Source organism: Methylobacter psychrophilus (assembly GCF_025583945.1).
GTDB lineage: Bacteria > Pseudomonadota > Gammaproteobacteria > Methylococcales > Methylomonadaceae > Methylobacter_C > Methylobacter_C psychrophilus.
The window spans coordinates 31,848-43,302 of the sequence record NZ_JAOEGU010000004.1; the positions used below are offsets into that span (position 1 = coordinate 31,848).

Below are 11,455 nucleotides of genomic sequence, written 5' to 3' on the forward strand. Positions count from 1 at the left end.
ACATTATGAACCTTATCGTTATAGCTTTTCGTAGAAACCTCAGTATATTATGTTGTCTTATTTTAAGAAATATAATAATTTTATCCAAAGGGAATAAATCAGCTGTCTAAATTGACGGGTTTTTTATGATAATCTATTGTGAAACATGTATTAAGTAATAAATAGGATTGTGTGTGTTAATTTTTAGATTGGTTTCAGTTATAACTTTCGTTTTTCTTAGTGGTTGTACCGATTCATCTGTAAAGCCGAGTGCTGCAGAAGAATCTGTTGCGCCTGTTAAAATAGCTCAGGCTAAAGAAAAAACCCAACAAAAAGAACTAAAAACATCAATTGATCCTGATGTCCTTTTTACGCTATTGACAGCAGAAATTGCCGGGCAACGAGGACAATATGATATTGCCTTGGAGGGTTATATGGAAGCCGCCAAGCGAACGCATGAGCCAAAGTTTGCTGAAAGAGCGGCAATGATTGCCATGTATATGAAAAATAGTAATAAAACTAATGAGGCTGTGGCTTTATGGTTGCATCAGGATCCAAAAAGTCAGGCCGCAAGAAAAATTGCAGCCCTGCTTGCATTAAGGGCCGGTAACAAGAAGGCTGCTACCGAGCAATTAAATGCATTATTGGTTGTTGATCCTGCCGGTTTTGAAAATGCATTGCTCGAATTGGCCAGCGTGCTACAAAAAGAGGGCAAGATAAATGCTGTTTATGATTCGCTGGACGCATTGTCAGTACAGCATCCCGATCAGGCCGTTATTTATTTTATGCAATCTTTATTTGCGATGCAGCAAAAAGATAAAAACTTGGCTGAAATAAAGATACAGCAGGCATTGAAGATTCAGCCAGGCTGGGATAAGGCGCTAATTTTTCAGGCGCAAATAGCAGTATTTTCAGGTGACTTAAGTAAAGCAAAAGTACTATTAGAAGATGCCTCACTGAAGTATCCAAGCAATAACAAAATTAATAAAACGTTGGCGCAGGTATTAATAAAATCCGAGAATTACGAAGAAGCAATCGACGTTTACAAGAAAATCATATCAACTGAGCCTAATGATTTGGAGAGTCAATTTGCGATGGGATTGATTTATTTGCAGCTTAATCAGGATGATCAGGCTGAAGATATTTTTAAAAAATTGTTGGAGTTGCCTGAATGGCAGTATCAGTCCATGTTTTATTTAGGGAAAATAGAAGAAAAACACGGTCATTCGAAAAAGGCGCTGGCTTGGTACGATAAGGTAGTGGATGGGCCTTTTGTTTTTGATGCGTCGATTTCAGCAATTGCTTTACTTGAAAAAGATAAGCAATTAAATGAGGCCAGTTTACGTTTAACGCTTTTGCAGGCCAAGTTTCCAAAACAAAAATTACGCTTGCTATTGGTGCAGGCGGAACTGTTCAATCAGCAAAAACAATATGAAAAGGCCTTTAATTTATTGACCAAGGCGCTGGCTGAGTTTCCTAATCAAAAAGAGTTGTTATACACCCGCGCATTGATGGCCGAGCGCGTTAATAAGCCAGATGTGGTTGAAGCTGATCTGAAAAAAATATTGGCAACGGATCCTGATAATGTCGAGGCTTTAAATGCGCTCGGATATACTTTATTGAGCAAGTCCAGTCGCTACGTTGAAGCAGAAAAATACCTTCAGCATGCGCTTAAGCTTGCGCCGAATGAGGCGGTAATTATTGATAGCTATGGTTGGCTACAATTTAAGCTTGGAAATAATGAAAAAGCCTTGGGTTATTTACAGCAAGCCTATGATAAACAGCAGGAGAATGAAATAGCCGCGCATCTTGCCGAGGTTTTATGGGCTTTAGGCAAAAAAGATGAGGCTAAAAAATTATTTAATAAAGCTATTAAAGAGGCGCCAGATGATGAATATTTGCTGGATTTTCAACGAAGAATATTGAATGGTGCGCGATAGAGTGATGCTGGTTCTTAAAATAAAGTGGCTAAGTTGTTTGTTTGTGGCATTGACGCTATCAGCCTGTACTTCGGTGCCAGTAGGGCCAGAAGCGAATTATTCAAAGTTGGTAAGAGAGAATCTTTACAAGTTGGAGCGTTGGTCTTTTGAAGGCCGATTGGCGTTAACCGGAAAGAATGATAATTGGCAGGCGAATATCAATTGGGGGCATAGGTCTGGTGATGAGGAAATAAAGCTATCCGGGCCTTTAGGGCAGGGGGCGACAGTCATTAAATTAACCGACGATTTAGTAACCATAGATCGTGGTGATGGAAAGGCGCAGTCATCAGCCCAGCCAGAAGCCTTTATAAATCAACAGTTGGGGATGTTTGTTCCGGTAAATTCCTTGCGCTATTGGGTAATAGGTTTGCCGGAGCCAAATAGTGCCTTTGTAGAAACGACTACTGGTTTTAGGCAGGCTGGATGGCTTATTGAATATAAGCAGATGCAGGCAGTTGATAGTCAGTCTATGCCTCATAAAATCACTGTTACCAATGAGCAGGTCAAATTAAAGCTAGTCATAGATCAGTGGGTTTTAAATGTCGCAAAAGCAATATAATTATCTCGTAAGTGCAGAGAAATGGCCGGCACCAGCAAAATTAAATTTAATGTTACGGATTGTCGGTCAAAGGTCTGATGGATATCATTTGCTGCAAACGGTATTTCAATTTATAGATTTATGTGACTGGATTACTTTTCATCCTGTTGATGATGAAAGGGTGAGTTTGCAAAAAACGATTCCAGGTGTGCCAGAGTCTGATGATCTGATTATTAAGGCAGCCAATCTGTTAAGAGCTGAAACAGGGTGTGCTTTAGGTGTGTGCATTGAGGTAGAAAAAAATCTACCTATGGGTGGGGGGTTAGGTGGTGGCAGTTCTGATGCGGCAACGACTTTAGTGATATTAAATAAATTTTGGAATCTACAGTTATCAATGGAAAAGTTGATGGAGCTTGGGCTAACTTTGGGTGCGGACGTGCCTGTATTTATCTATGGCTATTCCTCTTGGGCAGAAGGTATTGGTGAGAAATTAGAGAAAATAAGTCTTAATGAGCAATGGGTTGTCGTTATTAAACCGGATTGTCATGTTGATACAAAAGAAATATTTTCATCTAAAGATTTGACAAGGAATAGTAAATCGATCAGAATAGCCGACTTTATAGCAGGCAAACAACAAAACGATTGTGTTGAAGTGGTTTGTCAGCGATACCCGTCTGTTAAAAATGCTTTGGTTGCTTTGTCTGAGTTTTCAGAGGCAAAATTAACCGGGACAGGGGCTTGTGTTTTTGCACAGTTTGATTCGGAGAACGCAGCAGTTAACGCCTATGCATCGCTTAAAAAAAATAAGTGGCAGGTTTATCTGGCTAAAAGTTTAAATGAGTCGCCGTTGTTTTCAAAGTTAAAGGCTGGTAAATATATATCATAATTATTGGGTCGTCGCCAAGCGGTAAGGCACGGGGTTTTGATCTCCGCATACCAAGGTTCGAATCCTTGCGACCCAGCCATTTTATATCCATTAAGTTAAATTCGTGTGGGAGTGCTTGAATGAATGACACCTCTATGATGGTGTTTTCTGGAAATGCTAACCTAGCTTTGTCTGACGGTATAGTTAAGAAGCTTAATATGCGCCTGGGAATGGCGACTGTTGGTAGATTTAGTGACGGTGAAATTGCAGTAGAAATTGAAGAAAATGTCCGAGGTAAGGATGTTTTCGTTATTCAGCCTACTTGCTCTCCTACTAATGAAAATTTGATGGAATTGTTAGTGATGATTGATGCGCTTAAGCGCGCATCTGCATCACGTATTACAGCGGTATTGCCTTATTACGGTTATGCGCGGCAAGACAGGCGTTCGCGTTCTGCGCGAGTGCCAATAAGTGCCAAGCTTGTTGCCAGAATGATAGAGCAAGCAGGAGCCAGTAGAGTTTTGACGGTTGATTTGCATGCTGATCAGATTCAGGGGTTTTTTGACATACCGGTTGATAATGTTTATTCATCACCCATTCTTTTGGGTGATGTGTGGCGTCAACAATATAAAGATTTAATTGTTGTTTCGCCAGATGTTGGTGGTGTAGTTAGGGCTCGTGCTCTTGCCAAGCGCCTTGATGATGCTGACCTTGCAATTATAGACAAGCGTCGGCCAAAAGCTAACGTATCAGAAATAATGCATATCATCGGTGATGTTGATGGTCGTACCTGTGTATTAATTGATGACTTGGTCGATACAGCTGGAACTTTGTGTCATGCCGCGGCCGCATTAAAAAAGCACGGTGCAATAAAAGTAGTTGCCTATTGTACGCATGCTGTATTGTCAGGCGCCGCCATGAAAAACTTAAACAATTCCGAGCTGGATGAGTTGGTTGTTACCGATACTATACCTTTGAATCAGGATGCAGTTGATTCAGGAAAAATAAGACAGCTTAGTGTTGCAGAGATGCTGGCTGAGACTATAAGGCGTATTGCAGTAGGTGAGTCAGTTAGCTCACTTTACGTAGACTAATGATGTTAATTAGTTCTGTCAATTAAAAAAAAATTTAATGTATGTGCTCTTGGGGCGCGGACTTCAGAAAAATAGTGAGGAAAAATGTCAAACGTATTTGAATTTGTTGCTGAAAGCCGTGGGCAATCAGGTAAGAGCGCAGCAAGACGCTCGCGTCGTCAAGGTAATGTGCCTGCGGTTATATATGGTGGTCCGAATGGTCCTCAAATGTTGGAGCTGAATCATAATGAGGTGATTAAGCATCTTGATCACGAAGCTGTTTACTCGCATGTGCTTGATATTACGGTTGATGGAAAAACAGAAAAAGCTATTTTGAAAGGTGTTCAAAGGCATCCAGCAAGAATTCAGATTTTGCATCTAGACTTTTTCCGCGTAAACATGTCTGAGCCTGTAAAGGTGCATGTGCCGTTGCATTTTACCAACGCAGATACCTCAATTGGTGGAAAAAAAGGCGGTATTGCAACTCATTCCATGGCTGATATAGAGGTTTCATGTTTGCCTACGGCATTGCCTGAATATATTGAGGTTGATCTGTCCAGTCTGGACATCGGTGACACTATTCATCTTTCAAATATTGTTTTACCGGCAGGTATTGAAATTGTAGTATTGGCTCAAGGTCCTGAGCATGATTTGCCTGTTGCATCCATGATGGCTTCAAAAGCCAGTAAAGACGATGCCGGCGAAGCTGCTGAGGCTGCTGAATAAAGTCGTTGTTATGATTAAGCTTATCGTTGGTCTGGGTAATCCAGGTCAGCAGTACGAAAAAACCCGGCATAATGCCGGGTTTTTGTTTTTAGACGCTCTGGCTAGGGATATGGGGTGTGTCTGGTCTAATCAGTCCAGATTTCAAGGTTTATTTGCTCAAGGTGGTATTGCTGCAGGTAGTGTTATGTTGTTAAAGCCGGACACTTTTATGAACAGAAGTGGTCAGTCCGTAGGAAAAATTGCCCGATATTACAAATTGCATCCTGAAGAAATTCTTGTGGTCCATGATGAGTTAGATTTTAATCCTGGCGTGGTAAGGCTAAAAAAAGATGGTGGTCATGCCGGGCATAACGGCTTAAAAGATATTATTGCTCATCTGGGTTCAAAGGATTTTTACCGCTTGAGAATTGGTATTGGTCGTCCTGCCGCCGGAAAAGTTGTTGCTGATTTTGTATTGTCTTCTCCATCGAAACCGGAATGGGAGAGGCTCCTTGATGCTTTCGATTTGAGTAGGGGCTTTATTGGTCAAATGGTTGCTGGTGATATGGCTGCTGTGATGAATAAATTAAATACCTGATTATAGTTTGGTTTGTACGGGCTATTTCTGTGTGTTAAGTAAATGACTAAAATGTTTTTAGTTTATTCAAATGCGCTTGATTTCATAAGTCGATCTTGCATTAAAGGCTTTTAAGTGGATGCGTAAGCGTTACAGGAAAGCATTGCAGATTGAAGTTAAAGGCTTTAACGCTAATCCTAATCTTGGTGGTTTCTATAAGTCAATGTAGGTTGTTTTTATTTGCGAGTTGCCAGAATAGGTGCGGCGAATAAAGCAACCAAGTTAATGCCTATTCAGTCAAGCCGATTGCCATGGCATGTGCTCGGTGTCCTCTATTTTTTTTAAATCGAGACGCGTCAGTAAGTTTAAATGGCGGTCTTGGGTTTTTATGATGGTATTGATAGTTGTGGTTATAAAGGTTGCTTCAAAGGGTGTTTTAAAATTCACTTTCTTTTTATAATAGCCAGGCACTTTTCTTTGTGAGTAAGGGTGTTCTTCATTTTAAAGCAAAAATAGTCAGCAGTTGAGGTGTAAAGTCCGTCAGTCCCTCAGGTTTCCCTGATATATTTTTTAAAATAAATGTTGTTTTTTAAAGGCTTTAGTGATTTTATCGGTGTCTTTCTTGTTTGGTGAACTCATTGAATAGTATGGTTTTATTGTTCTTTTAGGTTGTAGTTAGTTACGCTTGATATATTGCGATTAATAGTTTGAATCTTTTAATGGTGTTATTAAGAAAATAAATGATTGACAGTTGGTGTCTTGTAAAAGATAATAGTCAGCTTACCCGATATAGGAGGGGTTCCCGAGCGGCCAAAGGGATCAGACTGTAAATCTGCCGGCTCTGCCTTCGGAGGTTCGAATCCTCCCCCCTCCACCATCATCTTGAATTTAAAAAATCTGCGGGTGTAGTTCAATGGTAGAACTCCAGCCTTCCAAGCTGATCACGTGGGTTCGATTCCCATCACCCGCTCCAAATTTCTGAGATTAAGCTCATATAGCTCAGTTGGTAGAGCACTTCCTTGGTAAGGAAGAGGTCACCGGTCCGATTCCGGTTATGAGCTCCATATTGTATTGCGATTGTTATTAGGTGTGAGTTATGGCCAAAGAAAAATTTTCACGTAGTAAGCCCCACGTAAACGTGGGCACAATCGGTCACGTTGACCACGGCAAAACAACGCTAACTGCTGCTTTAACAACGGTAATGGCTAAATTGCACGGTGGTGCAGTTAAAGCATTTGACCAGATTGATAATGCACCTGAAGAGCGTGCTCGCGGTATCACCATTGCTACGTCACACGTAGAATATGAATCTGCGGTTCGCCATTATGCTCACGTTGACTGTCCAGGTCATGCTGATTATGTAAAGAACATGATCACCGGTGCGGCGCAAATGGATGGTGCCATTTTGGTCTGTTCAGCTGCTGACGGTCCTATGCCGCAAACCAGAGAGCACATCCTGTTATCAAGGCAAGTTGGTGTTCCTTATGTTGTGGTATTCCTCAATAAAGCTGATATGGTTGACGATGAAGAGTTGATCGAATTGGTTGAAATGGAATTGAGAGAATTGCTGGATATGTACGAATTTCCAGGCGATGATACTCCTATCATCAGAGGTTCGGCGCTACTTGCATTGCAAGGCGATGAAAGTGAAATCGGCATGCCTTCAGTTATTAAGTTGGTGGAGGCTCTGGATACTTACATTCCTTTGCCGGAAAGAGCAATCGATGGTGCGTTCTTGATGCCTATTGAAGATGTATTCTCTATTTCAGGTCGTGGTACGGTAGTAACCGGTCGTATAGAGCGTGGTATTATCAAGGTTGGTCAGGAAGTTGAAATCGTTGGTATTCGACCAACAGTAACAACCACTGTTACCGGTGTTGAAATGTTCCGTAAATTGCTTGATCAAGGTGAGGCTGGCGATAACGTTGGTTTGTTATTGAGAGGTACCAAAAGAGACGACGTAGAGCGTGGTCAAGTTTTGGCACACAAAGGCACTATTAAGCCACACGCGTTTTTCAACGCAGAAATTTATATATTGTCAAAAGATGAAGGCGGTCGTCATACACCATTCTTTAATGGTTATCGTCCACAATTTTACTTCAGAACTACTGATGTAACCGGTGCGGTTGATCTGCCAGAAGGCGTTGAAATGGTAATGCCTGGTGACAATATATCTGTAAAAGTTAAATTGATTTCACCGATCGCTATGGAAGACGGCTTGCGTTTCGCAATTCGTGAAGGTGGTCGTACAGTAGGTGCGGGCGTTGTTGCATCAATACTTGAATAGTGCTTCAAATTAGTATAACATAGCAAGTTCTGTAAAGTTTGTCTGAATAGGTCAGTAGTTCAATTGGTAGAATGGCGGTCTCCAAAACCGCTGGTTGGGGGTTCGAGCCCCTCCTGGCCTGCCAGTCAGATTAAACAAATCGATATTTCTTATAATAATAAATACACATGAATACTCAAGCAGAGCCGGCAGCATCAGTTGCTGATATTGTCAAGCAGGTTTTTTCTGTTGTCCTGATAGTCGCTGGTATAGCAGCATTCTACTATTTCTCAGCAGATCATTCTTCTTTCAAAGAAGTCCGTCTATTATATCGAGTCCTGGGCTTGGTTGCTGTCATGTTGGTTGCATTAAGTATGCTGTTGACTACTGGATTGGGTCGTGATGTTTGGGGTTTCGCACTAGAATCCCGCCAAGAAGTCAGGAAGGTAGTGTGGCCGACTCGCGAAGAAACTATTCGCACTACCTTGCTAGTATTCGCTATGGTGTTTATTGTTGGGTTGATTCTCTGGTTGTTGGATATGTTCCTCTTCTGGGGTGTTCGTTATTTGACTGGTCAGGGGTAAGGTAATGGCGCTACGTTGGTATGTTGTTCACGCCTACTCAAACTTTGAAAATAAAGTTAAGCAAGCATTGGAAGACAGGATAAAGAGAGAAGGTCTTGAACATTGTTTCGGGAAAATTCTCGTCCCTACCGAAGAAATTGTTGAGATGCGTATGGGGCAACAACGTAAAAGTGAAAGAAAATTTTTTCCTGGTTATGTCCTTGTTCAGATGGAGTTGACTGATGAGACATGGCATTTGGTTAAAGACGTTCCCAGGGTATTAGGTTTTATTGGTGGAACTTCAGATCGTCCTGCACCTATCTCAGAAAAAGAAGCTTTATCCATACTTAATAGGGTAGAAGAAGGCGTTAATAAACCTCGGCCTAAAACTTTATTTGAGGCTGGAGAAGTAATTAGGGTAATTGATGGCCCATTTAAGGACTTTAATGGCGTTGTTGAAGAAGTTAATTACGAAAAAAATAAATTAAAAATATCAGTGCTTATTTTTGGCAGGTCAACATCGGTTGAGTTGGGTTTTGGGCAGGTCGAAAAAGGCTGATATAAAAAACGTAAACATTGCGTTTGTTTTGTTTTACCGAATCTTTGTCTGAGTAAGGCAGAGATTTTTGTGTCTAGGGGGAGCTGAAAAGCGTTTGTACCCATATTGGAGTAAAAAATGGCAAAAAAAATAACAGCATATATAAAACTGCAAGTAAAAGCAGGTGAAGCTAACCCAAGTCCACCAGTAGGGCCTGCGTTAGGTCAGCGTGGTGTAAATATCATGGAGTTTTGTAAAGCATTTAATGCCAAAACACAAGATGTAGAAAAAGGCTTGCCTCTTCCCGTTGTTATTACAGTTTATAGCGATCGTAGCTTTACTTTTATTACAAAAACTCCTCCAGCTTCAATTCTACTGAAGAAAGCGGTAGGTATAAAAAGTGGTAGTAGTAACCCCAATACCAAAAAAGTCGGCACAGTGACTGTGGCGCAATTGGAAGAAATAGCTAAAACAAAAATGGAAGATTTGAATGCAGCAAATCTTGAAGCAGCGATAAAAACAATTGCAGGTAGTGCGCGTAGCATGGGCCTGACTGTGGAGGGTTTGTAATGGCTAAGTTATCAAAAAAAGCAAAGCTAATTAAAAGTAAGGTCGATAGAGCTAAGCAATATTCAGTCACTGAAGCAGTGCAAATATTGAAAGAACTAGGTACTGCAAAGTTTAATGAAGCCATTGATGTTAGTGTTAATTTAGGTGTTGATCCACGTAAATCTGATCAGAATGTACGTGGAGCGACTGTGCTTCCAAATGGTACAGGAAAAACAGTTCGCGTGGCGGTATTTACTCAAGGCCCGAACGCAGATGCAGCAAAAGCTGCAGGTGCTGATATTGTTGGTATGGAAGATCTTGCTGAGTTGGTTAAAAAAGGCCAAATGGACTTTGATGTGGTTATTGCGTCCCCTGATGCGATGAGAGTCGTTGGACAGTTAGGTCAGATTTTAGGTCCTAGAGGTTTGATGCCAAATCCTAAAGTAGGTACGGTAACTGCAGATGTCGCTACAGCTGTAAAAAATGCTAAATCCGGACAGGTGCGTTACCGAACTGATAAAGCAGGTATTATTCACTGCACATTAGGCAAGGTTACTTTTGATGTGGCCGATATTCAAGGAAACTTGGAAGCGTTGTTGTCAGACTTAAGAAAAGCCAAGCCGACAGCTGCAAAAGGTATTTATATTAAAAAGATAACCTTGTCTTCAACTATGGGCCCAGGTCTATGGCTAGACGCAAGTAGTATTGCAAGCTAAAAAATATAAAAGACTTTCGGTTGCCGTTTAGCACGGTAACCGTCAAAGACCGCAGGGGTTGTAGAACTTAATTTTCCTGCGTAGACGGGAATTGAACCTGAATAAGGGGAGAGGCCGTAAGGGGCATCTGAAAAGATGTGTTTTATTAATTCTGGGAATACCAGAAAAATACCGGAGCTAAGCTGTGGCACTAAATTTAGACGGCAAAAAAGCTGTCGTAGAAGAAGTAGCTCAATTCGCTGCAAAAGCACATTCTGCTGTTGTAGCAGAGTATCGTGGACTAACTGTCACGGAATTAACTGAACTACGTAAAACGGCGAGAGAGACTGGCGTTTATCTACGTGTAGTTAAAAATACATTGGCAAAACGCGCTGTTGCGGGAACGGAATTTGAATGTATGCAAGATGGGCTGACAGGTCCATTATTAATTGCATTTTCTATGGAAGATCCTGGTTCTGCCGGACGTTTGATCAGTAACTTTGCCAAAACACATGACAAATTAATTACCAAGATTGTTGCTATTGGTGGTCAGGCGTTTGACGGGTCTGAGCTTGCTCGATTGGCAAGTCTGCCTACACGCGATCAAGGTATCAGTATGTTGATGTCTGTAATGAAGGCACCTGTAGAGAAATTTGTGCGTACCTTGGCAGCCGTTAAAGAACAAATGCAAGAAGCCGCATAAACACTATATATCCAGTTTAAAACCAAATTATTTTAGAGGAATACACAATGGCGATTTCACAAGCCGATATCTTAGAAGCAGTATCCAGCATGACTGTTATGGAAATTGTTGATTTAATTTCAGCAATGGAAGAAAAGTTCGGCGTATCTGCAGCTGCTGCAGTTGCTGCTGCTCCTAGTGCGGCTGCCGCAGTAGTTGAAGAGCAAACAGAATTTGATGTTATTTTGACATCTTTTGGTGCAAATAAGGTTGCTGTTATTAAAACAGTGCGTAGTATCACTGGTTTAGGCTTAAAAGAAGCCAAAGATGCAGTTGAAGGCGTTCCTACAGTTCTAAAAGAAGGTATCCCTAAAGCTGAAGCTGAAGATATTAAAAAGCAGCTGACTGATGCTGGCGCTACTGTCGAAATTAAATAATAAATTTTG

13 protein-coding genes and 5 tRNA genes are annotated in these 11,455 nt (G+C 41.2%); all 18 read left to right on the forward strand.

What is annotated here, in order from left to right:
- Positions 1 to 173 precede the first annotated feature (173 nt).
- The 18 genes from N7974_RS03150 to rplL all read left to right on the forward strand — a co-directional run bounded on the left by N7974_RS03150 (position 174) and on the right by rplL (position 11,446).
- Positions 174 to 1,919 carry a tetratricopeptide repeat protein gene (locus tag N7974_RS03150; protein ID WP_262964231.1) on the forward strand — a complete coding sequence of 582 codons (1,746 nt, stop codon included), beginning with the start codon at positions 174 to 176 and terminating at the stop codon, positions 1,917 to 1,919.
- Entirely contained in the window at positions 1,906 to 2,517 is a 612-nt protein-coding gene (gene lolB, locus N7974_RS03155; protein ID WP_262964232.1) for a lipoprotein insertase outer membrane protein LolB, read from the forward strand. The genes N7974_RS03150 and lolB overlap by 14 nt, the downstream gene beginning before the upstream one ends.
- A complete protein-coding gene (gene ispE / locus N7974_RS03160) occupies positions 2,498 to 3,382 on the forward strand; it encodes a 4-(cytidine 5'-diphospho)-2-C-methyl-D-erythritol kinase (protein WP_262964233.1) in 885 nt (294 codons plus the stop codon). Before lolB ends, ispE begins: the two co-directional genes overlap by 20 nt.
- Positions 3,383 to 3,386: 4 nt before the next feature.
- Positions 3,387 to 3,461: transfer RNA gene (locus N7974_RS03165), tRNA-Gln, on the forward strand.
- 40 nt (positions 3,462 to 3,501) lie between these two features.
- Positions 3,502 to 4,455 (forward strand): ribose-phosphate diphosphokinase, encoded by a 954-nt coding sequence (locus N7974_RS03170; protein WP_262964234.1) that lies wholly within the window; start codon positions 3,502 to 3,504, stop codon positions 4,453 to 4,455.
- 84 nt (positions 4,456 to 4,539) lie between these two features.
- On the forward strand, positions 4,540 to 5,160 hold the full coding sequence (locus N7974_RS03175) for a 50S ribosomal protein L25/general stress protein Ctc (protein WP_262964235.1): 621 nt from the start codon (positions 4,540 to 4,542) through the stop codon (positions 5,158 to 5,160).
- 10 nt (positions 5,161 to 5,170) lie between these two features.
- Positions 5,171 to 5,737 carry an aminoacyl-tRNA hydrolase gene (gene pth, locus N7974_RS03180; protein ID WP_262964236.1) on the forward strand — a complete coding sequence of 189 codons (567 nt, stop codon included), beginning with the start codon at positions 5,171 to 5,173 and terminating at the stop codon, positions 5,735 to 5,737.
- Positions 5,738 to 6,508: 771 nt separating this feature from the next.
- Positions 6,509 to 6,593 (forward strand) — tRNA-Tyr (locus tag N7974_RS03185).
- 22 nt (positions 6,594 to 6,615) lie between these two features.
- A tRNA-Gly gene (locus N7974_RS03190) sits at positions 6,616 to 6,689 on the forward strand.
- Positions 6,690 to 6,704: 15 nt separating this feature from the next.
- Positions 6,705 to 6,780, forward strand: a tRNA-Thr gene (locus N7974_RS03195).
- Positions 6,781 to 6,812: 32 nt separating this feature from the next.
- Positions 6,813 to 8,003, forward strand: coding sequence for an elongation factor Tu (gene tuf, locus N7974_RS03200; protein WP_262964237.1), 1,191 nt, complete (start codon positions 6,813 to 6,815; stop codon positions 8,001 to 8,003).
- A 48-nt stretch (positions 8,004 to 8,051) separates the two neighbouring features.
- Positions 8,052 to 8,127, forward strand: a tRNA-Trp gene (locus N7974_RS03205).
- A 43-nt stretch (positions 8,128 to 8,170) separates the two neighbouring features.
- Positions 8,171 to 8,566 carry a preprotein translocase subunit SecE gene (gene secE, locus N7974_RS03210; RefSeq protein WP_262964238.1) on the forward strand — a complete coding sequence of 132 codons (396 nt, stop codon included), beginning with the start codon at positions 8,171 to 8,173 and terminating at the stop codon, positions 8,564 to 8,566.
- 4 nt (positions 8,567 to 8,570) lie between these two features.
- Positions 8,571 to 9,104 carry a transcription termination/antitermination protein NusG gene (gene nusG, locus N7974_RS03215; RefSeq protein ID WP_243220002.1) on the forward strand — a complete coding sequence of 178 codons (534 nt, stop codon included), beginning with the start codon at positions 8,571 to 8,573 and terminating at the stop codon, positions 9,102 to 9,104.
- Positions 9,105 to 9,221: 117 nt separating this feature from the next.
- Positions 9,222 to 9,653, forward strand: a complete 432-nt coding sequence (gene rplK, locus N7974_RS03220) for a 50S ribosomal protein L11 (RefSeq protein WP_243219989.1) — start codon at positions 9,222 to 9,224, stop codon at positions 9,651 to 9,653.
- A complete protein-coding gene (gene rplA, locus N7974_RS03225; RefSeq protein ID WP_262964239.1) occupies positions 9,653 to 10,348 on the forward strand; it encodes a 50S ribosomal protein L1 in 696 nt (231 codons plus the stop codon). Before rplK ends, rplA begins: the two co-directional genes overlap by 1 nt.
- Before the next feature lie 184 nt (positions 10,349 to 10,532).
- Entirely contained in the window at positions 10,533 to 11,030 is a 498-nt protein-coding gene (rplJ, locus tag N7974_RS03230) for a 50S ribosomal protein L10 (protein ID WP_262964240.1), read from the forward strand.
- Positions 11,031 to 11,077: 47 nt separating this feature from the next.
- A complete protein-coding gene (gene rplL, locus N7974_RS03235) occupies positions 11,078 to 11,446 on the forward strand; it encodes a 50S ribosomal protein L7/L12 (RefSeq protein ID WP_243219983.1) in 369 nt (122 codons plus the stop codon).
- Positions 11,447 to 11,455 lie beyond the last annotated feature (9 nt).

What these genes read in the sequence shown, in the direction of transcription:
- lolB (WP_262964232.1), top strand. Translation starts at nt 1,906, where the DNA reads ATGGTGCGCGATAGAGTGATGCTGGTTCTTAAAATAAAGTGGCTAAGT.
- tuf (WP_262964237.1), top strand. Translation starts at nt 6,813, where the DNA reads ATGGCCAAAGAAAAATTTTCACGTAGTAAGCCCCACGTAAACGTGGGC.
- nusG (WP_243220002.1), top strand. Translation starts at nt 8,571, where the DNA reads ATGGCGCTACGTTGGTATGTTGTTCACGCCTACTCAAACTTTGAAAAT.
- N7974_RS03170 (WP_262964234.1), top strand. Translation starts at nt 3,502, where the DNA reads ATGAATGACACCTCTATGATGGTGTTTTCTGGAAATGCTAACCTAGCT.
- secE (WP_262964238.1), top strand. Translation starts at nt 8,171, where the DNA reads ATGAATACTCAAGCAGAGCCGGCAGCATCAGTTGCTGATATTGTCAAG.
- rplA (WP_262964239.1), top strand. Translation starts at nt 9,653, where the DNA reads ATGGCTAAGTTATCAAAAAAAGCAAAGCTAATTAAAAGTAAGGTCGAT.
- pth (WP_262964236.1), top strand. Translation starts at nt 5,171, where the DNA reads ATGATTAAGCTTATCGTTGGTCTGGGTAATCCAGGTCAGCAGTACGAA.
- rplL (WP_243219983.1), top strand. Translation starts at nt 11,078, where the DNA reads ATGGCGATTTCACAAGCCGATATCTTAGAAGCAGTATCCAGCATGACT.
- rplK (WP_243219989.1), top strand. Translation starts at nt 9,222, where the DNA reads ATGGCAAAAAAAATAACAGCATATATAAAACTGCAAGTAAAAGCAGGT.
- ispE (WP_262964233.1), top strand. Translation starts at nt 2,498, where the DNA reads ATGTCGCAAAAGCAATATAATTATCTCGTAAGTGCAGAGAAATGGCCG.
- N7974_RS03175 (WP_262964235.1), top strand. Translation starts at nt 4,540, where the DNA reads ATGTCAAACGTATTTGAATTTGTTGCTGAAAGCCGTGGGCAATCAGGT.